The organism is Salipiger pallidus (genome assembly GCF_014643635.1).
Lineage (GTDB): Bacteria > Pseudomonadota > Alphaproteobacteria > Rhodobacterales > Rhodobacteraceae > Salipiger > Salipiger pallidus.
Genome location: NZ_BMJV01000002.1, coordinates 1 through 20,106, shown reverse-complemented (window position 1 = coordinate 20,106; position 20,106 = coordinate 1). Strand labels below are relative to the sequence as shown.

The 20,106-nt window shown below is 63.6% G+C and carries 21 protein-coding genes, 1 tRNA gene and 1 pseudogene; 9 read left to right on the top strand and 14 right to left on the bottom strand.

Annotated features, from left to right (window positions below):
- Positions 1–523 precede the first annotated feature (523 nt).
- The gene (locus IEX41_RS05725; RefSeq protein WP_188789290.1) at positions 524–2,212 is read right to left on the bottom strand and encodes an acyl-CoA dehydrogenase family protein; all 1,689 of its coding nucleotides are present in this window, start codon (positions 2,210–2,212) and stop codon (positions 524–526) included.
- Positions 2,213–2,359: 147 nt separating this feature from the next.
- Between IEX41_RS05725 and IEX41_RS05720 the strand changes: the two genes are divergently transcribed.
- Positions 2,360–3,130: a sulfite exporter TauE/SafE family protein gene (locus IEX41_RS05720; RefSeq protein ID WP_188789289.1), complete on the top strand. Its 771-nt coding sequence runs from the start codon at positions 2,360–2,362 to the stop codon at positions 3,128–3,130.
- Here the strand turns inward: IEX41_RS05720 and IEX41_RS05715 are convergent.
- From IEX41_RS05715 to dapF, 4 genes are read right to left on the bottom strand one after another with little or no spacing between them, the layout of a single operon-like run.
- The gene (locus IEX41_RS05715) at positions 3,127–3,822 is read right to left on the bottom strand and encodes a CDP-alcohol phosphatidyltransferase family protein (protein WP_188789288.1); all 696 of its coding nucleotides are present in this window, start codon (positions 3,820–3,822) and stop codon (positions 3,127–3,129) included. The genes IEX41_RS05720 and IEX41_RS05715 overlap by 4 nt on opposite strands.
- Positions 3,823–3,861: 39 nt before the next feature.
- Positions 3,862–4,485 carry an FMN-binding negative transcriptional regulator gene (locus IEX41_RS05710; protein WP_188789287.1) on the bottom strand — a complete coding sequence of 208 codons (624 nt, stop codon included), beginning with the start codon at positions 4,483–4,485 and terminating at the stop codon, positions 3,862–3,864.
- A gap of 1 nt (position 4,486) precedes the next feature.
- Complete coding sequence (gene mtaB, locus IEX41_RS05705; protein WP_188789286.1) at positions 4,487–5,740, bottom strand: tRNA (N(6)-L-threonylcarbamoyladenosine(37)-C(2))-methylthiotransferase MtaB; 1,254 nt, start codon at positions 5,738–5,740, stop codon at positions 4,487–4,489.
- Positions 5,737–6,573, bottom strand: a complete 837-nt coding sequence (gene dapF, locus IEX41_RS05700; protein WP_188789285.1) for a diaminopimelate epimerase — start codon at positions 6,571–6,573, stop codon at positions 5,737–5,739. The genes mtaB and dapF overlap by 4 nt, the downstream gene beginning before the upstream one ends.
- Before the next feature lie 114 nt (positions 6,574–6,687).
- Between dapF and IEX41_RS05695 the strand changes: the two genes are divergently transcribed.
- Positions 6,688–6,763: transfer RNA gene (locus tag IEX41_RS05695), tRNA-Lys, on the top strand.
- 771 nt (positions 6,764–7,534) lie between these two features.
- Here the strand turns inward: IEX41_RS05695 and IEX41_RS05690 are convergent.
- Positions 7,535–7,681 (bottom strand): annotated as a pseudogene (locus IEX41_RS05690) (integrase core domain-containing protein); the annotation flags it as partial.
- On the opposite strand from IEX41_RS05690, the gene IEX41_RS05685 reads away from it, so the two are divergent.
- Positions 7,660–8,265, top strand: a complete 606-nt coding sequence (locus tag IEX41_RS05685) for a LysR substrate-binding domain-containing protein (RefSeq protein WP_229672956.1) — start codon at positions 7,660–7,662, stop codon at positions 8,263–8,265. The pseudogene IEX41_RS05690 and the gene IEX41_RS05685 sit on opposite strands and share 22 nt — an antisense overlap.
- Before the next feature lie 429 nt (positions 8,266–8,694).
- On the opposite strand, the gene IEX41_RS05680 is transcribed toward IEX41_RS05685, so the two are convergent.
- From IEX41_RS05680 to IEX41_RS05665, 4 genes are all read right to left on the bottom strand, one after another.
- Positions 8,695–9,579 (bottom strand): YihY/virulence factor BrkB family protein, encoded by an 885-nt coding sequence (locus IEX41_RS05680; RefSeq protein WP_229672954.1) that lies wholly within the window; start codon positions 9,577–9,579, stop codon positions 8,695–8,697.
- Between the two features lie 143 nt (positions 9,580–9,722).
- Complete coding sequence (locus IEX41_RS05675; RefSeq protein ID WP_188789283.1) at positions 9,723–10,865, bottom strand: DUF3618 domain-containing protein; 1,143 nt, start codon at positions 10,863–10,865, stop codon at positions 9,723–9,725.
- Entirely contained in the window at positions 10,858–11,253 is a 396-nt protein-coding gene (locus IEX41_RS05670; protein WP_188789282.1) for a phage holin family protein, read from the bottom strand. Before IEX41_RS05670 ends, IEX41_RS05675 begins: the two co-directional genes overlap by 8 nt.
- Positions 11,253–11,813: a hypothetical protein gene (locus IEX41_RS05665; RefSeq protein WP_188789281.1), complete on the bottom strand. Its 561-nt coding sequence runs from the start codon at positions 11,811–11,813 to the stop codon at positions 11,253–11,255. Before IEX41_RS05665 ends, IEX41_RS05670 begins: the two co-directional genes overlap by 1 nt.
- Before the next feature lie 299 nt (positions 11,814–12,112).
- Here IEX41_RS05665 and IEX41_RS05660 point away from each other — a divergent pair, with 299 nt between their 5' ends.
- On the top strand, positions 12,113–13,435 hold the full coding sequence (locus IEX41_RS05660; protein WP_188789280.1) for a mechanosensitive ion channel family protein: 1,323 nt from the start codon (positions 12,113–12,115) through the stop codon (positions 13,433–13,435).
- A gap of 478 nt (positions 13,436–13,913) precedes the next feature.
- Here IEX41_RS05660 and catB read toward each other — a convergent pair whose 3' ends face one another.
- Together catB and IEX41_RS05650 are read right to left on the bottom strand one after the other, a co-directional pair.
- On the bottom strand, positions 13,914–14,549 hold the full coding sequence (gene catB, locus IEX41_RS05655) for a type B chloramphenicol O-acetyltransferase (RefSeq protein ID WP_188789279.1): 636 nt from the start codon (positions 14,547–14,549) through the stop codon (positions 13,914–13,916).
- 206 nt (positions 14,550–14,755) lie between these two features.
- Positions 14,756–15,214 carry a DMT family transporter gene (locus IEX41_RS05650; RefSeq protein ID WP_188789278.1) on the bottom strand — a complete coding sequence of 153 codons (459 nt, stop codon included), beginning with the start codon at positions 15,212–15,214 and terminating at the stop codon, positions 14,756–14,758.
- An 86-nt stretch (positions 15,215–15,300) separates the two neighbouring features.
- Here IEX41_RS05650 and IEX41_RS05645 point away from each other — a divergent pair, with 86 nt between their 5' ends.
- Positions 15,301–16,230: a LysR substrate-binding domain-containing protein gene (locus IEX41_RS05645; RefSeq protein WP_188789277.1), complete on the top strand. Its 930-nt coding sequence runs from the start codon at positions 15,301–15,303 to the stop codon at positions 16,228–16,230.
- Positions 16,231–16,332: 102 nt separating this feature from the next.
- Here IEX41_RS05645 and IEX41_RS05640 read toward each other — a convergent pair whose 3' ends face one another.
- Entirely contained in the window at positions 16,333–16,962 is a 630-nt protein-coding gene (locus IEX41_RS05640; RefSeq protein ID WP_188789276.1) for a hypothetical protein, read from the bottom strand.
- 264 nt (positions 16,963–17,226) lie between these two features.
- On the opposite strand from IEX41_RS05640, the gene IEX41_RS05635 reads away from it, so the two are divergent.
- From IEX41_RS05635 to IEX41_RS05620, 4 genes are all read left to right on the top strand, one after another.
- Positions 17,227–17,709, top strand: coding sequence for a hypothetical protein (locus IEX41_RS05635; RefSeq protein ID WP_188789275.1), 483 nt, complete (start codon positions 17,227–17,229; stop codon positions 17,707–17,709).
- Positions 17,710–18,491: 782 nt separating this feature from the next.
- The gene (locus IEX41_RS05630; protein ID WP_188789274.1) at positions 18,492–18,977 is read left to right on the top strand and encodes a recombinase family protein; all 486 of its coding nucleotides are present in this window, start codon (positions 18,492–18,494) and stop codon (positions 18,975–18,977) included.
- Positions 18,978–18,983: 6 nt separating this feature from the next.
- A complete protein-coding gene (locus IEX41_RS21840; protein ID WP_188789687.1) occupies positions 18,984–19,163 on the top strand; it encodes a recombinase family protein in 180 nt (59 codons plus the stop codon).
- Between the two features lie 20 nt (positions 19,164–19,183).
- Complete coding sequence (locus tag IEX41_RS05620; protein ID WP_188789686.1) at positions 19,184–19,789, top strand: recombinase zinc beta ribbon domain-containing protein; 606 nt, start codon at positions 19,184–19,186, stop codon at positions 19,787–19,789.
- On the opposite strand, the gene IEX41_RS21435 is transcribed toward IEX41_RS05620, so the two are convergent.
- Positions 19,762–20,106 (bottom strand): hypothetical protein (locus IEX41_RS21435; protein ID WP_229672950.1); only part of this gene is annotated, 345 nt, incomplete at its 5' end. The two genes, IEX41_RS05620 and IEX41_RS21435, sit on opposite strands and share 28 nt — an antisense overlap.

Sequence of the window (20,106 nt, the reverse complement as noted above, 5' to 3'; positions counted from 1 at the left end):
GGGTGGACGGAACCGCGCCGGGGATAGCGATGTGGATGCCGCCAGGTAGGCTCCAGTCGGGCCGAAGCGGCACCAATCGTCCGTCCGTCAGAGGCTCTGCCACCAGCACGTCCGGAAGGATTGCCGCCCCTCCCCGAGGCCTTCCCCGACACGCTGATCGTCGCCACCAAGGCAAAGGCAGTGCAGATGGAACGGCTTGGCTCCGGGCACCCGGCCCCGCCTTAGCAAACCCTCCCAACGCCAAGCTGTTGGCCGAATACCTGTTCAGAGACCGCTGATCCTCGGCCTTATGTGATGAAGAAAGGGACGCCTCGCATGGGCAGCCCCTGCTCGTTCTGCAGTATAAGATTGCCTGCGTCCGGAGGTTGGCGGTGCGCGATCACCGGACTTGGCCAGTCGTGTAGCGCTCCCTCCGTGCGGCGGACCCCCATATCGTCAGCCAAGGAGCCTTCGTGCAATCACTTGCGCCTGGATCTCGGCGTGCAGCCGAGGCAAACCCTCCCCCGGAGGGTTTGCGACATCGTCAGCCAAGCAACCTTCGTGCAATCACCTGCGCCTGGATCTCGGCTGCACCCTCGAAGATGTTGAGGATTCGGGCGTCGCAGAGAATGCGGCTTACCGTATATTCCAGCGCAAAGCCGTTGCCCCCGTGGATCTGCAGCGCGTTGTCGGCGTTGGCCCAAGCCACGCGCGCGCCCAGAAGCTTGGCCATGCCCGCCTCAAGATCGCAGCGTATGCCCTCGTCCTTCTCGCGGGCCGAGAAATAGGTGAGCTGCCGGGCGATCATGATCTCGACGGCCATCATCGCCAGCTTGCCCGACACGCGGGGGAAGGCGATCAGGGGTTTGCCGAACTGCTTTCGATCCTGCGCGTAACGCATCCCCACATCCAGTGCCGATTGCGCCACACCGATGGCGCGGGCAGCGGTCTGGATGCGGGCGCTCTCGAAGGTTTCCATGAGCTGCTTGAAGCCCTTGCCCTCTTCGCCGCCCAGCAGGTTCTCAGCCTTCACCTTGAAGCCGTCGAAGCCCAGCTCGTATTCCTTCATGCCACGATAGCCGAGCACCTCGATCTCGCCGCCGGTCATGCCCTCGGTGGGGAACGGGTCGGCGTCGGTGCCCGGCGTCTTTTCCGCGAGGAACATCGACAGACCCTTGTAGTTGTCCGATCCCGGATCGGTGCGGGCCAGAAGCGTCATCACATGGGTGCGCGCCGCGTGGGTGATCCAGGTCTTGTTGCCGGTGACGGTATAGTCACCGTCTTCCCCCTTCACCGCGCGGGTGCGCAGCGCCCCTAGGTCCGACCCGGTGTTGGGTTCGGTAAAGACCGCCGTGGGCAGCTTTTCCCCGGAGGCGAAGGCAGGCAGCCATTTCTGCTTCTGCTCTTCTGTGCCCCCCGCGATGATGAGCTCGGCGGCAATCTCGGAGCGTGTGCCAAGCGAGCCGACACCGATATAGCCCCGCGACAGCTCTTCCGAGACCACGCACATGGACGCCTTGGACAGGCCGAAGCCGCCGTATTCCTCTGGGATGGTCAGACCGAAAACACCCATTTCGGCCAGCTCCTCGACCACCGCCATGGGGATCAGCTCGTCCTTGAGGTGCCATTCGTGGGCGAAGGGTTCCACCTTGTCGACGGCATAGCGGCGGAACTGCTCGCGGATCATCTCGAGCTCGTCGTCGAGGCCAGTCCTGCCTACGGTGATCTCGGCCGAGCGTTCCTGCATCAGCTCCACCAGCCGGGTGCGGGCCCCCTGGGTGTTGCCGCGCGCCATGAGGGTCTGCACCTCGGCCGTACGGAAGCCGTCCAGCGCCTCGAGACCAAGGCCGAGGTCGGGCAGGCGCACCATCTCGCCCTGGTTCATCTGGATGCCGCCGACGATCTGGCTGAGGTATTCCCCGAAGGCGATCTGCTGGATCAGCTGCTCGACCTCGCCGAAGGTCCCCTCGGAGCTGAGCTTGTCCGCCCAGTACTGCATCTGGCGCAGGGCTTCGACATAGGTGGCCAGCCACGACAGGCCGTGGGCGGCGAACTGGTTGGCCTCGACAAGGCGGCCCGACACGCGACCGTCCTCTTCGACCACGGCGCGCACCGACAGGCGGGCCTGTTCCAGAAGTGCCTCTGCGGGCGGAATGGCCGCGGCGGTCAGGGTCAGCAAGTCTTCGATCAGGATGCCCTGGCTGAGCATCACGTCGGCTCCGTCATGTGCCATGATTCAGTTCCTTCTCCTCGGTCCCCAGCGGCATATCTATTTCGCAACCGCAGCGCAACAAAAATTCACCAAACTATATCTTGGAGTTTTATTATTACTCATTGGATTAATGGAGTCGCGGCCCGACGCGCATGCTATCAGCATGTCATGGACAGCATTCTTACCCTGATTTCGCCTCAAGCACTCCTGCTTTCTCTTATGGTCGCGTCTATGGCGGGCATCGTCAAAGGCATGGTGGGCTTTGCCTTGCCGATGATCATGATCTCCGGCCTTGGCAGTTTCCTTGCGCCCGATCTAGCGCTTGCGGGCCTCATCCTGCCGACGCTGGCCACCAATGCGCTGCAGGGGCTGAGGCACGGGCCCGCAGCCGCGTTCGCCTCGCTGAAGCGGTTCGGGTTCCTCCTGGGGGTGGGCCTGGGGTTCCTGCTGGTCACGTCACAGATGGTCCGGCTTTTGCCGGTGCCGCTGCTGTTCGCGATCATCGGCGGGCCTGTCGCGCTGTTCTGCGTGGCGCAGATCCTTGGCTGGAAGGCGCGCCTGCCCGGCGGCGGCAATCGCCGGATCGAGGCTGCCGTGGGCGCGGTGGCCGGGTCCATGGGCGGGCTGTCGGGCGTGTGGGGGCCGCCCTTCGTGGCCTACCTCACGGCGATCGACACCCCCAAGGCGGAACAGGTGCGCATCCAGGGCGTGGCCTATGGGCTGGGCGCGGTGGCGCTGACCGGGGCGCATGTGATGTCGGGGGTGTTCACGCCGGTTACGGCGGGATTCTCGGCGCTGCTGCTGATCCCGGCGATGATCGGCATGTGGCTGGGCACACTGGTGCATGACCGCATCGATCAGACGCTGTTCCGCAAGATGACTCTGTGGGTGCTGCTGATCGCGGCGCTGAACCTGCTGCGCCGCGCCGTGATGGCTTAGGCCTTGCGGACCGGGATGACCTGCTGCGCGATGCCCGCGAAGATCAGGTAGACCGAGGTCACGATCAGCCCCCAGTGGGCCCAGCTTTCGGGATCGAAATCGACCCATGCCGCCCAGCCCGCCATGCCGGTCCAGACCAGCGCCACCGGCAGCGACACCGCGCGCCAGCGGGCGGTGCGCACCGGGTGGATGAACTTCAGCGGCAGGAACATCGCCACCGACAGTACCGTGACCAGCGTCATGATCACCCAAAAGTTCGGCTGCACCGCAAAGAGCACCAGAACCAGCATGTACCAGCAGCCCGGGAAGCCCTGAAACGAATTGTCATCGGTCTTCATCCGACTGTCGCAAAAATAAAGCGCGCTGGCGAACGTGATGACGATGATCGCGAACCACCCGGTCCAGCCCGGCAGCAGGCCGGATTCAAACAGGGCAAAGGCCGGGATGAAGACATAGGTCAGATAGTCGATGATAAGATCGAGCGTGACGCCGTCGAACCGGGGGGCATTGGCCTTCACATCCCACTTGCGCGCCATGGGACCATCGAGCCCGTCGACGAAGAAGGCGACCACCAGCCACAGGAACATGGCGGCCCAGTCCTCCTGCGCGGCTTCGAGAAGCGCGAGCATGGCAAAGACGGCGCCGGTGGCGGTGAACAGGTGGACGAGAAGTGCCTTGGATGCCTTGGTCATTCCGGCTTCTTGCAGCAAAGAGGCGAGAGGCGCAAACGCTCAGTCAGCCTCAGGCGGATTTTTCATGAGATCCGCAAGCGTTGCGATCTCGTGGCCAATGCCCCCCGAGACATGGCCCGCGGCGGCGAGGCGCGCCTCTTCGGGCTTGTTCTGGCCCAGCTTCCAGGTGCTGTCGACGCTGTCGATGTGCAGCCGGAAGGGCAGGATCATGCGCATCAGCTTGGCGCGTGTGTCCTCGGCAAGCTTGTCCATGCGCCATGGAGCCTTGGGCAGGCGGTCTTCGAAAAAGTCGGACTGGCGGGCCAGAAGGTCCGGCAGTTCCTCCACCGGCAGCGGTACGAGCCGTCCGGTCAGATGCACGGCGACGTAGTTCCACGTGGGCACCTGGTCGGGGCCAAGCCCGTACCAGTCGGGCGACACGTAGCCATCCGCACCGCTGATCACGAGCCGGGCGGAAACGCCGTCCTTCACCACCCGCGAGATCGGATTCGAGCGCACCAGATGCAGATCCGCATGGCTGCCGTCCCCGGAGAGCAGGAAGGGCACGTGGCTCAGCAGCGGTGCCTCGTCGCAGGACACCGCCAGCACACCGAAGGCCCGATCCCGCGCGAAGGCAAGGCTGAGCGTGTCGGGCGTGCCGCGGAATGTGGGATTGGGATGCACCTCAGGCCACGAGCCGCTGGCCGCTGACGCCGGTGATGGTGGCGGTGACGATGGCCCCTTCGGTCTGCGGGGCCGAGAACGTCACTTCGGTGAACTGCTCGGTCCGACCCATGTCTGGCGATTCCATGAGGATGCGGTGTTCGCGCCCCTTCTGGCCTTCAAGATGGCGCGCCACGGCGGCATTCCCGGCCTCGCGCAGGCGTGCGGCGCGAGCCTTGATCGTGGTGCCGTCAACCTTGCTGGGGATCTTCGCGGCGGGCGTGCCCGGACGCGAGGAATAGGGGAAGACGTGCAACCACGTGAGGTCGCACTCCTCCACCAGCTTCAGCGAGTTGAGGAAATGCTCTTCGGTTTCGGTGGGGAAACCGGCGATGATGTCAGCACCGAAGGTCATGTCGGGGCGCAGCTTGCGCGCCTCTTCCGCAAAGCGGATGGCGTCGTCGCGCAGGTGGCGGCGCTTCATCCGCTTGAGGATCAGGTCATCGCCATGCTGCAGGCTGAGATGCAGGTGCGGCATCAGGCGCGGTTCAGACGCGATGGCAAGCATCAGGTTCTCGTCCACCTCGATGCTGTCGATGGAACTGATGCGCAGGCGCGGCACGTCCGTCAGCTTGAGCAGGCGCATGACAAGATCGCCGAGCCGCGGCGCTCCCGGCAGATCAGCGCCCCACGACGTCAGGTCGACCCCGGTGAGCACGACCTCGTTGAAGCCTTCCTGCACCAGCCGCTTGACCTGGTCCACAACGACCCCTGCGGGAACGCTGCGCGAATTGCCCCGGCCATAGGGGATGATGCAGAAGGTGCAGCGGTGATCGCAGCCGTTCTGCACCTGCACGTAGGCGCGGCTGCGGGTACCGAAGCCGTCGATGAGGTGGCTGGCGGTCTCGGTCACGGACATGATGTCATTGACCTGCACGCGCTCGGTCTCGCCGATGAAATCGGTGCGCAGGCCCTGCCACGTGTCGGGGGACATCTTTTCACTGTTGCCGATGACATGATCGACCTCGTCCATGGCGGCAAAGCTGTCGGGGTCGATCTGCGCGGCGCAGCCGGTGACGATGACGCGGGCGTCCGGGTTTTCGCGGCGCAGGCGACGAATTTCCTGCCGGGCCTTGCGCACGGCCTCTTGCGTGACGGCACAGGTGTTGACGACCACGGCATCACCGACGCCGGCCTCGTTGGCCATGCGTTTCATCGCCTCGGTCTCGTAGGCGTTGAGACGGCACCCTAGGGTGGTGAACTTGGGAACGGTCACGATACGTCCTCCAGCCATGCGGTGTTGAAACGTCCGTCGAAGACGTGGGCGGTGGGTCCGGTCATCCACACCCCATCCTCGCGCCAGTCGATGATCAGCGTACCGCCGTCAAGCTCGACGGTCACGCGCCGCCCGGTGAGGCCCCGCCGCGCTGCCGCGACCGCAGTAGCACAGGAGGACGAGCCGGAGGCCAGCGTTGGGCCGACGCCCCTCTCCCACACCCGCATGCGAAGATGATCGGGGCCGACTAGGCTGGCGACCTGCACGTTGGTGCGCTGCGGATAAAGCGGATGGTGTTCGAAGCGGCCATAGGCGGCAAGATCCGCCGCCTCCGCATCCTCGACGAAGAAGGTGCAATGCGGGTTGCCCATGCCGGTGGCCGTGGGCGCGCCCTCGATGGGCAGCTCAAGCGTGTCGATCTCGTGCGCCAGCGGGATCTCGTCCCAGCTCAACTGCGGCTGCCCCATGTTCACGGAAGTAAGGCCGTTCCCGGCATCCTCCGCCAGCAGCTGACCGCGTTCGGTTGTCAGCGTCAAAGCGGTCTTCCCGGACGCGTCCATCAGGTACCGGGCGATACAGCGCGTGGCGTTCCCGCAGGCGCCCGCGGTCGAGCCGTCGGCATTGTAGAATGTCAGGTGCCCGTCGCCCTTCCCCTCTTCGATGAGCGCGAGCTGATCGAAGCCCACGCCGCGATGCCGGTCGGCGATGGCCATGGCCAGCGCCGGCGTCACGGACACGCGCTGCGCACGCCCGTCCAGCACGACGAAATCGTTACCGAGTCCGTGCATTTTCATGAAGGGAAGCATGTCTGAACCTTGTGTCATTGCGCGCATATACGCCCCTTGAGGGTACCAATCCAGAGCAGTTGAAATTTCCATGACAAAAACTGCAATTCGTGGGTTGACCCCACCGGCCACTGACCGTAGAAGCCGCGTCACAGACACAGTGGGCCGTTAGCTCAGTTGGTAGAGCAACTGACTTTTAATCAGTGGGTCGAAGGTTCGAATCCTTCACGGCTCACCACTGTACCCCCCGGATGCTTAAAGGCACTCCCGATCAAGCGCTTAGAGAGCGGCTTGTCAGAAGGATTGCAAGTGTCCCCGGCACCCTCCCGGAATTTCTTCCTATCTTGGACGCACGGCAGGTGCTGCATGATGCCCCGCGCCGTAATGCGCCCTCAGCCCGCTTCGTAAAGCCGGCTGCGACCTTCTACAGCACCTCGGCCCGTCGCGCGATTTCGAACAGCGAATCCCGATCTTCTTGGAGATATAATGATCTTCCCAGATGGCGGACCGGGTTCTCAGAACCCTTCGAATCAAGGTTCCCGATAAAATCCTCTTGGCAATCAAGCCATCTCCACAAAGTTCTCAGGCTCCGCAGACCGCGCAATCCTGCAGCACCTGCCCGAGCGAAAACAGCGCATCGAACGAACGTCGGATTGCGCGCCAGTTCAGGCAGTCATGTGTCACAAACGCTATGGCCGGTCGCGTTCGCGTCACAGCCCTTGGGACGGAAGTAATCAGGATACTCGTAGCGCCTGTCGGTATCAATGAACCACATCTCCGTTAGATCCTTGACGAACTGATCCTTGTGAGGCCGCCCAAAATGAGACCATCAACCGACCTGCTCCCGTTCAACTGCGCGTTTTCAGGTTAGCCCTGGTCAGGGTTTAGTCTTCATTCACCCGTTGGTGATACTCCCTCGGGGTGAACCTGTTGCGGCTCGTGCGGGGCCGTGATGGGTGTCGCCGTCGCGTCGGCCCGAGATTGGCTTTCTTGCGTGGCGCAGGTTGGCGCCTAAGGCATTCGTCCCGCAGGCGGTCATTGCAGCTTTCAACAAAGCCCTCCTGCGTCAGTTTGCCGGGGCGATGCAGTGCCACGCAACCCGGCGCCTCTTCTGCCATTTAAGGATGGCGTTCGATGTCAGCTCCGTTCCGTTGGCGCAGAGCTGGATGCAGGGATAGCGTCGAAACCGGCGGTGCGACCAGGACCAACCCGAGCCTGCGTCCACGAGAGAGAGGCCGACACGGGCCCCAAGCCGGTCCTCGATCCCGGCGATGGTGTCGGCGAGCGCCTCGACAGGCGTTTCGGAGAAAGAGGCAGTGGCCATGGATCGGCCACGATGCGATCCCGCTGGCAGACGCACCGATGGCTCCGCTCTGCGCGCCTGGCGTTGCGTCACGGCTCCTGCACCCTTCGGACCTCGGGCAGGTCACACTTCTGCCCAGCTACCGAAGCGCCGAATGGCTGGGCTGGTTCGAGGCCGCGGGCGTGCCCTGCCCGCCTGTCACCGGGCCGGTCTTCGACAGCTCGGTGGCACTCGCCGAACTGGCGACCTCAGGCGCGGGCGTGGCGCTACTGCCGATCTCGATGTTCGAAAGCTACATCACGAAGGGTCGCCTTGCGCAGCCGTTTGGGGTCACCATTTCGGTCGGAAGTTACTACCTCGCCTGGCCGTCTGACAGGCCTGCCACCCCGGCGATGAGCACGTTCTCCCGTTGGCTGACCGGCCAGAGCGCTGAGTAGCCAGCCAGGTTGTGTCACTCCAAACCCGCCGTGCGCGCTATAGACCGCGGAGCGCGGTGAGCAGCCATTTTGAAGCCCTTCATGCATTATGCAACATGAGGTCCAAGAGCGACGCAAAGGGCGGGGAGCGGCCGTTCGCTGCGCCTGGCGTAAATGGCAGCTTCACACAGGGAACGCGCGATCGCCCCTCTGCTCAGTCCGCCTAAGACCGAGCGAAGCCAACGCGCCGGCACATTGGCAGCTGTGACGCGCTGGAAGCATTTGACCCGAGCGCTAAAGGGTGGGAACAGTCCGGATACCCTTAAACGCTGCCGTAGTTCACCGCGTCCTAAAATAGCTCAGTGCCACTGACAGAAGCGTATCGATCAAATGGAAAAGACAGTGGCCGATAGCTGGCCCAACCGTGGCGCGACGCTTTGTTTGGTCGCCTCAAGGGGCATCATTCCCCTTGAATGCATCGGCCTTCACAGCTCCCCGCGTACCGCGCGGCATGTCCTTTCCGGTGGTTGTGTCGTGCGTGGTCTGCGCTTCCATCTCGGCATTGATCTCGGCGCCCAAAAGAATCACGTAGGCAGATATCCAGAGCCAGAACAACAAGATGATAACCCCAGCCAAAGAACCGAAGGTCTCCTGATACGACCCGAAGTGCTCGGCATAGAGAGAGAATGCGACCGACCCCATAAGCCAAAGCAGGCAGGCAACGAGGGCTCCGGGGGCGATCCATGCCCATTCCGCGGACTTGCGCGAAGGGCCGAACCGATAGATCAGCGCAATCCCTGCGACGACCAGCAGCAGCAGAACACCCCAGCGAACCCATGACACAACGGCTTCAAATACCGGACCTAGCTCGAATATCGCAAGAATGCCTGGCAGGACGAGTAGCGCGCCAATGGCTAAGAGCAGTCCGACGATCAGAAGCAGGGTAAGCGCCAGCGTGGTCAGCTTGAGGCGAATAAAGCCGCGCTTTTCTTTTTCGTCATAGGCAACGTTGAGCCCTTCGATCAGGTGAGCGACCCCTGCCGAGGCGGAATAGAGGGCAAGCAGGATGCCCAAGGCCGCCGCTAGCCCAAGCCCACCGCTTTGCGAGCCCGCCACGGATTTCGCCTGCTCTATCAGGATTTCGGCGGCGCGCTGCGGCAACAGCTCGGTCACTTGCTGGATTTGCGCGGTGACATCGGCGGGGGTGATGAAAAGCCCGGCGATTGCCATGAGCGCCGTGATTGCGGGAAAGATGGCCATCAGCGCATAGAATGCGACACCTGCCGAAACGAGGCTGATCCGATCTGCGACCAACTCGGCCTTAACGCGCAGCATGATGGCTTTCCAGCCAGTCAGGCTGATGTGACGTGGCCGGGTAGCATGGGATCCGTCGTTCGGCATGACAGCGATTTTCCTTGGAACGTATCAAAAATCGCGCCGGAGCCATTGGGCACCGGCGCGAAGTCGTGGTCAGTTGATCACCCCTGCTTGGGCGTGTCGGACGTCACGTCCGGTCGCCCCAGGCTTTGTGCGTCCGCTTCATCACGGACCCGATCCTCAAGACGCTTGCCGGCAGACTTTGCGGCATCGGCAAGTGCGTGCTCGGCTGGCTTGTCACCCGGTGTGCGCTCATCAGCTTCCGCACGAGCCTCGCGCGCAATGCTGTCGCCCTCATCAAGCGCGGCATCAGCCACGGCAACAAGCTTGTCGCTTTCCTCGCGGAAGATCGCGTCTGCTTCGGCGATCAGGGCGTCGCTGTATTCGCCCATGAAATCATCCTCCGCCTTGGTGCGCGGCGCAGCCCCACCAAGCGCGGCACCGGCCGCGAGGGCAAGAGCGCCTGCCACGAGAGGATGGTCACCGAAGAAGTCGGCTGCGCTCGCACCGGCCCGCTTCATTTTCTGGCCCCCGCGTTCCCGGGCGATGAGTGCGCGTTCGCGAGCCTCGATCACGCGGCGGCGAGCGCTTTCCGACATATGCTCGGTCCCCGAGGCGATACGGGCATAACCGTCCTGCAGTACCGATTGGGCCTGCGACGACTTTGCCGAGGCGGAGTCGCGGACGGACTGCCCGGCCTCCCCAACCTTGGTGCGGGCACCCTCCGCCGTCGCGGCCGCGTTGTGACGCCCTTCGTCGAAACCGGCCTTGAGGCGCGCCTGCGTCCGGTCAACGCGATCGCCGAAGGTGTCTGTGTCCTCGCCGTCATCACGATGCAGATCGTCATAGTAGCTGGGACGGTAGGTGGTGCCGTAGCCCGGCTTCCGGGCAGCCCAGTCGGGCCCGGCTGCCACACTTGCAGTAGAGCCCGGGGCGCTGTCTTTTCGGATTTGCCGGCTCAGCGGATCGCCGGCGAGCCCCTTGTCTTCGTTGTCGTAAGAGCGACCGAACATCATCCATGCAAGGCCGGCCGCCGTCAGGGTCAGGCCGATGGGGTTCTGCTTGGCCGACTTCGAAAACGCCTGCCCCATCTCGCTGCCGTGGGTCTGCAGATGGCGGCCCACCTGGGCCACGATCTCGTCTGTCGAAAAGCGGCTCTGAAGCTCGGAAACAGAAGCGGTCAGGCCCTCGCGTTCGCGTTCGATTTCGCGTTCAATCTCTGCCGCCGTTTTGCGATTAGCCATTGGTCGTCTCCCGGATTGCGGACACGTCACGACGGACGTTTTCGGTGGTGCGGGTCGGCGCAAGGCTGCTTGCTTTCAGCTTGCTCATCCCGCCCTTGATCATGATCAGCGCCGCGACAATGGCGACACCGCCGACGATCACGGCCGACCAGAAAGGATGCATGCCTGCGGCGGTAAGCGCGGCCACGAGAGCGGCAGCAATGACGTTGAGACCAACGAGGGTAAAGACGACCCCGCCGACGATTACGCCCACCGCCGTGGCGGCTCCGCTCAGGTTCTCGCCGAGCTCGGCACGGGCGAGTTCCATTTCCTTGCGCACCAGCGTGGTGACATGCGCGATGATATTGCTCACCAGGTTGGTGGTTCCGGTTGTCTTATCGGTCGGCATCAAAAGTCCTCCGGTTCCTGGCGGTGATAGGCGGGGGTGGCAGGGGTCGCAGCAGCGGGCGTCGATGCCGATTGCGTCGGAAAATCAGCAGGGCGGGCGGGAGCTGCTGTCGCAGGACGTGCTGCCGGTTGCGACGCCGTGCTCGTGCTGCCGCTTGTACCAGCTTTGGCGAAACGCGATGCGGCGAAACCGAGAACTGCGGCACCCCCAAGGTAGGCCAGCGGGTTGCGGCGGGCGAAGTCCGACAGGCCGCCTGCCATTTCCCCCAGATCCTTATCGCGGATCGAGTCCGATGCGTCTGCCAGAGTCGAAGCAATCTGAGACATGGTCCGCTCTTGCGGAGAACCGCTGCGCATCTCTTCGGCAGCCTTGCGAAGCGCGTTCGAGACGTCCGAAACCTCGTCCGCCATGTGTCCGCGCTGTTCTTCCTCGAAGCCGCTGGCACGCTGTTTCACTTCGTCCGCTGTATTTCGGGCCTTGGTCCGAAGATCATCGTGCATCTCGCGCGCGGCGCTCTCAGCGGCATGGGTGGTCGGAGTGTCTTGGGAAGGATCTGTCATCCTGGCCTCCTTGGGTTAAGTTGACCGGCGGTGGACGCCGTCATTGTTTCACAACCCGCGATAGTTCGGGCCAGTTCCACTTTTCCCGATTATCTTCGCAGCGCAGCGTTGAGCTGCATTGGTGCAGCTCGCTAACCGTGCGCGACGCCGCCTGCAGCGCGGCATGCCTTTCAGCTCGCACCGGGCTTTGGCCCCAAAGACCGGAGACTTGGCCAAACCGGACGTCCCGGCTTTGAGCGGACGCTTGTTGCTCATACATCCAGTTGGCGCCACGACGCGGCACGCTATCTGGAAGGTGCATGAAGAAGATCCTGCTTTGCACCGCTCTCATGCTCGCCCCGTGTCATGTCCTGGCACAGGATATTGCGACCGAGGCCGATGCCTCGCCTAAGCTTGCGGTCGAAAACGTACCCGATGACGCGGCGGTGGCAACGCGCTTGCAGGCCATCCTCGGAGCGCTCGAATTCGACGGCATCACGGTAGGCGTTGACGCTGGTGTTGTGTCGCTTTCCGGGGAGGTAGGGGACCCATCCGTCAGCCAGAAGGCCGAAAGCATTGCCGAGCGCCTCGAGGGCGTCGTTGCGGTGAACAACAGGCTCACGGCTTCGGGCGACCTTGCCAATCAGTTCAACCCGGCAGTCGATCGTTTCCGCGCGCGGGTCGCGCAACTGATCTCTCGTCTGCCCCTGCTGTTGCTGGCGCTCGCGGCCTTTCTGGTGATCGTCTCCGCAGGCTTCCTTGGGGCGCGTATGCGGTTCTGGGACCGCATCTCGCCCAATGCCTTCATCGCCGAGCTTTATCGGCAGGCGTTCCGCGTGGCCTCCGGGATCGTGGGCATCGTGGTCGCGCTGGATGTCGTGGGGGCTGCGGCTTTGCTGGGCACGATCCTTGGCGCTGCGGGGATCATCGGGCTGGCCATCGGTTTTGCCGTCCGGGATACGGTAGAGAACTTCGTGGCGTCGGTCATGCTGAGCCTGCGCCAACCCTTCCGCCCGAACGATCTTGTGGAGATCGAAGGCGATGTCGGCCGGGTGATCCGACTGACCTCGCGCGCGACGATTTTGCTGTCGCTAGACGGCAACCACATCCGCATCCCGAACGCGAGTGTCTTCAAGGGCAAGATCGTGAACTACACACAATATCCCGCGCGGCGGTTCCTGTTCGATATCGGCATCGACCCCGATGCGGACCTCGAGGCGACGCGCAGCCTAGCACAAGCGACGCTGAAGGCACTGCCGTTCGTACTGGACGATCCCGAAGAGCTCGTTTGGATCGAAAACATCACCGAGTCCGGCGCAATCCTGCGTGTGACCGGCTGGATCGATCAGACCGCAACCGGCTTTTCCACGGCACGCGGGGATGCCATTCGATTGGTGAAGACCGCCATTGAAGAAGCGGGTGTGGCCATACCAGATACGACCTATCGCATCCGCCTTGAGGGGGCAGGGCTTCCGACAGCGTCCTCCGCACCGCCTCCGCGCGAGGCGCCGGTGCCCGGCGCGCCTGCTCCATCGCCGGAGCCACCGGTTCACAAATCGGAGGATGCTGCGCTGATACCCCTTGTCAACGCCGAGCGTCGCGACAGTGACGACCTCCTCGCTACAGGCGCACCGCGTGAGTAGTCGAAAGCCAGCATTTCATGCCAGCGAGCCAGGCTGATACAACGGTTAAGCGGTCCTGGCCCATATCGCTGATGTGCACCAAGCGAAGCATCCAGGTTGCAACCGCAGGGACGTCCCGTAGCCAGTCATCTGCTACGCTTGGTGCAAATGCTGGCTTTGGGCACGGAGTAGTCATGCCCCGCTCCAAGCTCGAATGTCGGCTTTGCGCCGGAACCGACTGTGACTCACATACAACGACAACGGCGGAGAGCTGACCTCCGCTGCACCAGGCACGAAGGTCGACAAAAGCCGGACGTGTCATGGTGACTTGCTTAGTAGGCAGCCCCCCCCCGGCCGCAGCGCGACATGTCCACTGCGTCCGTGGTCCGTCGCCAGGCACAATGACCCGCCCAACTGCATGCGCGCTACGTCGTCGCCAGTGCGCTTGGAGCCTCGTGCCGCCATGGCGCCTGCATGACCTGGGGAGCGCCCACGAGTTTCAGCCGACGCGAACCTGGCACAACCAGTGCCGGTGGAGCGCCTCGATATCCCCGCTTGTCAGCAGCGGCATCGCGAGGCTCAGCTGCGGCTCGGTCCAGTCCCACCACCGCATCTCGAGCAGGCGCGCGATCTGCACGTCCCCGAAGCGCTTGCGGATGACGCGCGCGGGGTTGCCGCCCACGATGGCATAGGGCGGGACATCGCGCGTCACCACGGCCCGCGTGCCGATCACCGCGCCGTCGCCGATGATGACCCCCGGCAGGATAATTGCCTCGGAGCCGATCCATACATCGTTGCCGATCACCGTGTCGCCTGCGGGCAGGTACCCGTTCTCCGCCCCTTCAAAGGCCGGAATCTCGGACATCCAGTAGAAGGGAAAGGTGCTGATCCAGTCGGCCCTGTGGCCCTGGTTGCCAGCCATGATGAAGGTCGCCCCCGAGCCAATGGAGCAGAAGCTGCCGATGACAAGGCGGTCGGCCCCTTCCTCGGTCACGAGGTAGCGGGCGCAGTCGTCGAAGCTGTGGCCGTGATAGTAGCCCGAATAGTAGCTGAAGCGACCCACTGTAATGTTGGGATTGGTGACCTGCTGATCGAGCGTCACCCCGCGAAACGGGCTTTCGAAGTGGTTTTCCATGTGAAGATCTCTGAAGGAATGTGACGTATGCGCAAACGCGCAAACCCGGCGCAGTCGCCTGTGGCGATGCGCGACAGCCCCGGCGCAGTGCCCGGGACCGTATTCAGGATGTTCGGTCTGCTGACTTCATACCTGCTCCTCCGCGGCCCTGAGACCGGTGCCCGCCCTGTATCCCGGATCGTGAAGCGCGCGTAAAGCACGGGCGTTCACCGCGACACCGCGGGCCACTGGACGACGATCGCGCCCAAGAGGACCATCGCTGTCCCGGCCAGCCGCGTCGCATCCACCGGCCGCGCGGCCAGCCCGACGCCGCCCGTCCAGTCAATCAGCAGCGCACCCACCATCTGCCCCGCGATCACGGCGATCATGAAGCTGGCCGCCCCCAGCTTCGGCATCAGCAGGATCGCAGCAGTCACGTAGATCACCCCGGCAATACCCCCGATCCAGATCCATTTCGGTTGCCCTGCCAAGCCGGCAACTGTCGGCAGCGGCACGCGCAAGATCATCAGGACGGGCAGGATACACAGCGCACTGACCACAAGCGACGCAAGCGTCGCCCAGAGCGGATGGCCGAGCGCGCGCCCCAGCGCCGCATTGGCACCACCCTGAAAAGGTACCGCGGCTCCGGTGAGAGCGGCGATGATGACGAGGGGAAGAAATGGCATGACACGCTCCTTTTCGATGTCCCCTCTTGTTTGACCCAATGCAAAGTGCATTTGAAATTCGACTTCGACACAGCAATATGCATCGCATGAATAACTTGCGTGCTATCGACCTCAACCTGCTCGTCGTGCTCGACGCGCTTCTGGCCGAGCGGCATCTGTCGCGCGCGGCCGAGCGACTGAACATGAGCCAGCCCGCAGTCAGCCATGCGCTTGCGCGCCTGCGGATCCTGCTGGATGATCCTCTATTCCACCGCCGCAGGCGCGAGATGGAGCCGACATTGCGGGCTCTGGAACTGTCCGCACCGCTGGCCGAGGCGCTCGCGCAGATCCGCACCGTGCTGGCGCCCGAGGGCTTCGAGCCGACCGAACGCCATGTCTTCCGCCTTGCCATGTCTGACTATGGCACTGCACTCCTGCTTCCAGACCTCATGCAGCGCCTGCGCGCGGAGGCGCCGGGCATTGACCTCGTGGTTACGCAAAAAAGCCGCGAAGGGATGATCGGCGCGGTGGTCGATGGCGAGATCGACATGGCCTTTGGGGTCTTCCCCGATCTGCCATCACGCTGCGTGGCAGAGACTCTTTTCGAAGACGAATATGCCTGTCTTCTTGATCCCTTGGCCCAACCGCAGCCCTATCACGGCCTGACCGAAGCACTCTACTGGGCCGCGCCCCATGTTCTCACGGCGGTCCATGGCGAGGCAGCGACGGAGCTCGATCTGCACCTTCGATCGCACCACAAGCATCGGCGCATCGCATTGGTTCTGCCTCACTGGAACGTGGCGCCGCATGTCGTTCGCGGCACCGACCTGATCCTGACGGTTGCACGCCGATGTCTGGATTCCGTCGGCCCTGACCTCATGATCGCCGCTCCGCCCATCGCGACGCCCTCGATTCCCTTCGCAGCGATCTTTGCCAAACGTCGGCGCACAGATCCTGCGCTGCGCTGGCTGATCGAGCAGGTGCGGCAGGTGAGCGGGGCGCGGCCTGTGCCTCGATCGGAATTGAAGCGGCATTAACGAAAGAGCCTCAGGGGCATCGGGCGTTCGGCAATAAACACAGAAAGGCGGCGGCGCTGGCACGCATGCGAGCGAAGCTGCCCATGCCGCCCACCTCGACACTCATAGCGCCGGCATCGCCTCTCCTGCCCTCCGCACCAGGACGTCCTTGATCGTCATGTGGGCCTCCAGACCCAGCTCCACCCGTGCCTGCTGGACAACTACGACATCCTGGACCACGGCCAGTTCGCGTGGAGCGAACAGCGCCTCCAGAATCTGGCAGATGAGCTCGATGATCAATTCGAGCCGCGACTTAGCCGGAGCCAAATTGTCTTCGACAACTTTGGGCAAGGGTGTGGGCTTCCGGCCGTCCGGTGCCCAGACGAACTGCCGCGGCTCGTTTGGAAGACGCGATTCCCAGCGGATCTGATGGCGCTCGAACAACCACAAGCCCAACGCCAGCGCTTGGCACCCCACTTTCGCCGCGTCGACCCAAGCGCCTTCGGCCTGCACCTGCGCGCGCAGCTTCGTGACCTGTGTCCGCTCCGTCTCTGCTTGTCTAGAGAGCTCGACGACCTCCTGCTTCATCTCGCGCACACGCATTCGGAGGCTGTCAAAGCCTGCCTTCTTCTCTGCGATTGCCACCAGAGCCTTGGTGTTCACCTCGCCTTTTTTCACCGGCCTGTCGATCTGCGCCTGCTGGGCCAAGACTTTGCTCTGCTTTTGCACCAATGCGCCCTGCATCTCGACCATCTGACGCTCCGCGACTCTCTGCCTTCTGCATCACGACATTCCGATAGAGCGCACGCATCCCGACGCGATTATACCGCCCGAGTAATTCCGCGGCCATTCGCGCGGCAAAGGCGCAGGCGCGGCGGTCGGGCCAGCCCCTGCGTATCCCGGCGCTGATCGCAGCGTGTCCGCCCGCACCCGAAGGCTATGAACGCAGGATTGCAAATCCACGAATGCGGGCAAGCCGTTGTTGCTATACTTCTGAGCGCGGGACCGGTGCGCCGGATGCAGATCTCGAGTGACGGCGGATCCACGTCCCGCGGCTCCGCAATCCACAAGGGCAGGCCCCTTGAGTTCGAGCATGAGCTGACGATCATCCTCGCCGGGCGCGCTGCCGAGCGTCTCGCCTTGGCGTCCAGCAGCGCGGGCGCCGGCGGCAGTGTCGAAAGCGATCTTGCCCAAGCCTCCGCCCTCCAGTTGCAGTTTGACGGGGAGTTCGGGCTCGGCGTCAACGGAAACGCTTGGATCGGACCACCTGATCTCAAGCAGCTCTTTCCCGATGACCGTAACCGCCTTCGCGCCAAACTCGACCAGTTCGAGCGCCGCGCCCGCGCCCTGCTCGCCCCGCATCGAGATCTGCTCGAGACGTTGGCTGCACATCGCGTCGAGCATCGCGAACTTCAGGAGGCCGACCTTCGTCCCTGGCTCTCCGGACGGGAGCCGGTGGACCTCGCAGAGGCAGACCTGAGTGGAGGTCCCACCGAGTAGGAGCATGGACACCGGGGCGCGTCCCGCTGGCGCGCTCCCCTGTTCCAGCGGCGATCACATCGCCCGAAGCGCCGTTTTGCCGTAAAGGAATTCGCAAAGTCGCGGCCAAGGCGCGGGGCGCCCCTCGGTTTGCACAAAGGATGGTCGCAAACTTCGCCTCGTGCGGCCATCATCGCCCACGGGCATGCGCAATGGCAGGGACACCGAGGTCGAGGTGGCACAAAACCAAATTGCAGGCATCTTGCAAAGGTCGCCCCATCCTGCATCAAAGCGGCCCGCGCCTGCCGCAATATGGAGAGCTCCCTTCAGGTACTGTTTTGACCAACCGAGCCCGCATGCTGCCGGGGCGTGCAGTCTCGCCACCGCCGCATGTCTCACCCTGCAGTTTTCCACAGAATCCCGACCAGTCGCCACTTGGCACCTTCTCTTGGCAGGCGACCCTGCGCGTGCGCCCGCGATATGTTGATGACAAGAGCAGCCGGGGCAGGTCCCGGACAGATCTTGCAGCTCCCGGTCCTCATCGGCGGGGGAACGAGAGAACTTGGCCAGTGGCACGGGACCGGACAAGACATGTAGACTCAGGAGTGACGCCGCCCGAGGTGCCGTCCCTGGACCGCGCGTCACCCCGGCCCGACATCTTCGAACCGCCAGAGCCATTTCATCCCGCGCTGCGCCATCTCGCCCGTCTGCTCGCGCAGCAAACCGTGCTCGAGAAGATCGCAGTCTCCAATCCGAAGGAGTAGCCCATGACAGCAGATGCACCCCTTCGCGCCGCCATCTAGGTGCGGTACTCAAGCGACCAAAAATCTGCCGCGTCGATCACGGAGCAGGTCCACGTGTGCCGGTCGCTCTGCGCCGATCGCGGCTGGCGAGCGGTGGAAGTTTTCACAGATGAGGCCATGAGTGGTGCCTCGCACCTGCGCCCCGGTTTCCAGGCGATGCAGCAGTCGGCTATGAAGGGCCAGTTCGGGATCATTGACGCAGAGGCGCTCGATCGGCTGTCGCGGGATCAGGAACGTATCGCAGCCCTACACAAGCGCATGAGCTTCCTCGATGTGTCGGTCGTGACCAAGGCCGAGGGCGAGATCAACGAGATGTACATCGGCCTCGGCGGCACGATGTCGGCCCTCTTTCCCGAGCAACGAGCCCAGAAGACACATCGCGGTCTGGAAGGTCGCGTCCGTGATCGGACGCCGTCGGGCGGCATCAGCTATGGCTATCGCGCGGTGCGAGCACTTCGCACCAACGGCACGGTAACCACTGGGTAACGCGAGATCATCGAGAACGAGGCCGCCACGGTTCGGCGCTTCTTTGAGGGCTATGCAGCCGGCTTGTCTGCTCGCGCGCTCGCCGCGGCGCTGAATGCGGAGGGCATCTGCAGCCCTGCGACCGGCGAAAATGCCGGGAACTGGGCACATCCACAATCCCGGGCAACCGGAAGCGTGAAACCGTGATCCTCAACAACGAGGCCTAAATCGGTCTCCTGGTCTGGAATCGGCAGCGGTTCGTCAAGGTTCCCGCGACGGGCAAGCGGCAGGCGAGGCTGAACCCGCCAGAGAAGAGGGTGATCAGACAGGTGGAGCACCTCCGGATCATCGACGACGATCTTTGGCAAAAGGTAAAGGACAGGCAGGGAGCGATCCGTAAGGAGATCACCCCCGCAGCGGTTCAGGACGGTGGACTTCGCCCCGAGCGGGCACGCCGCCAGACCTACCTGCTCTCAGGACTGAAGAAATGCAGATGCTGCGGGGCAAGCTACACACTCATCAACAAGACCCGGTATGGCCGCTTCGCCGTGCGCAATGTGGCAACCGCCATCTGCACCAACCGAATCACCATCCGCCACGACGCCGTCGAACAGCGGGTCCTGGCCGGCCTTCGGGAACGCCTCCTCCACCCTGCCGTCCTCAGAACCTTCGTCGAGGAATACCGCATGGCCCTGAACGCAGCACAAGCCGACACGCGAGCCAAGCGCGCAAAGGCCGAGCTGGAGCTCGCCAAGGTTGAGAAGAAGATCGCCGGTCTCGTTTCGGCCGTCGAGGGCGGCATGTATCACCCCTCGATGAAGGAGAAAAGATGACGGGGCGCGAGGATCGCACCCAAGTTCCGGAGGCACCAGAGCCGACCGTCCTGCGGATGCACCCGAGCCTCGGCGATCTCTACCGCCAGAAGATCAGCCATCTGGTCGACGCCCTTGCAGATCCAGCAGTTCGGGCCCAGGCCGCCGAGGCAATGCGCAGCCTGATTTCCAAGCTCCGAATGGTTCCAGCAGCGGACGCGCCCGATGGAAACGGGATTGCCAGCACTTGCGGCCCGCGGGCTTTGGGGCATGTGGGCTGTTGCTTCCGGTATGGTCTGCGATGACAGATGGGTACTGTGATCGTTGCAAGGCCGTGT

Bases quoted from the DNA above. Each gene is read 5' to 3' on its own strand.
- IEX41_RS05725 (WP_188789290.1), bottom strand. From the start codon at position 2,212: ATGGCACATGACGGAGCCGACGTGATGCTCAGCCAGGGCATCCTGATC.
- IEX41_RS05660 (WP_188789280.1), top strand. From the start codon at position 12,113: ATGAAGAAGATCCTGCTTTGCACCGCTCTCATGCTCGCCCCGTGTCAT.
- IEX41_RS05675 (WP_188789283.1), bottom strand. From the start codon at position 10,865: ATGGCTAATCGCAAAACGGCGGCAGAGATTGAACGCGAAATCGAACGC.
- dapF (WP_188789285.1), bottom strand. From the start codon at position 6,573: ATGCGCGCAATGACACAAGGTTCAGACATGCTTCCCTTCATGAAAATG.
- IEX41_RS05645 (WP_188789277.1), top strand. From the start codon at position 15,301: ATGAATAACTTGCGTGCTATCGACCTCAACCTGCTCGTCGTGCTCGAC.
- IEX41_RS05640 (WP_188789276.1), bottom strand. From the start codon at position 16,962: ATGGTCGAGATGCAGGGCGCATTGGTGCAAAAGCAGAGCAAAGTCTTG.
- IEX41_RS05650 (WP_188789278.1), bottom strand. From the start codon at position 15,214: ATGCCATTTCTTCCCCTCGTCATCATCGCCGCTCTCACCGGAGCCGCG.
- IEX41_RS05720 (WP_188789289.1), top strand. From the start codon at position 2,360: ATGGACAGCATTCTTACCCTGATTTCGCCTCAAGCACTCCTGCTTTCT.
- IEX41_RS05685 (WP_229672956.1), top strand. From the start codon at position 7,660: ATGTCAGCTCCGTTCCGTTGGCGCAGAGCTGGATGCAGGGATAGCGTC.
- IEX41_RS05670 (WP_188789282.1), bottom strand. From the start codon at position 11,253: ATGCCGACCGATAAGACAACCGGAACCACCAACCTGGTGAGCAATATC.
- IEX41_RS05715 (WP_188789288.1), bottom strand. From the start codon at position 3,822: ATGACCAAGGCATCCAAGGCACTTCTCGTCCACCTGTTCACCGCCACC.
- IEX41_RS05680 (WP_229672954.1), bottom strand. From the start codon at position 9,579: ATGCTGCGCGTTAAGGCCGAGTTGGTCGCAGATCGGATCAGCCTCGTT.
- IEX41_RS05665 (WP_188789281.1), bottom strand. From the start codon at position 11,813: ATGACAGATCCTTCCCAAGACACTCCGACCACCCATGCCGCTGAGAGC.
- IEX41_RS05635 (WP_188789275.1), top strand. From the start codon at position 17,227: ATGCAGATCTCGAGTGACGGCGGATCCACGTCCCGCGGCTCCGCAATC.
- catB (WP_188789279.1), bottom strand. From the start codon at position 14,549: ATGGAAAACCACTTCGAAAGCCCGTTTCGCGGGGTGACGCTCGATCAG.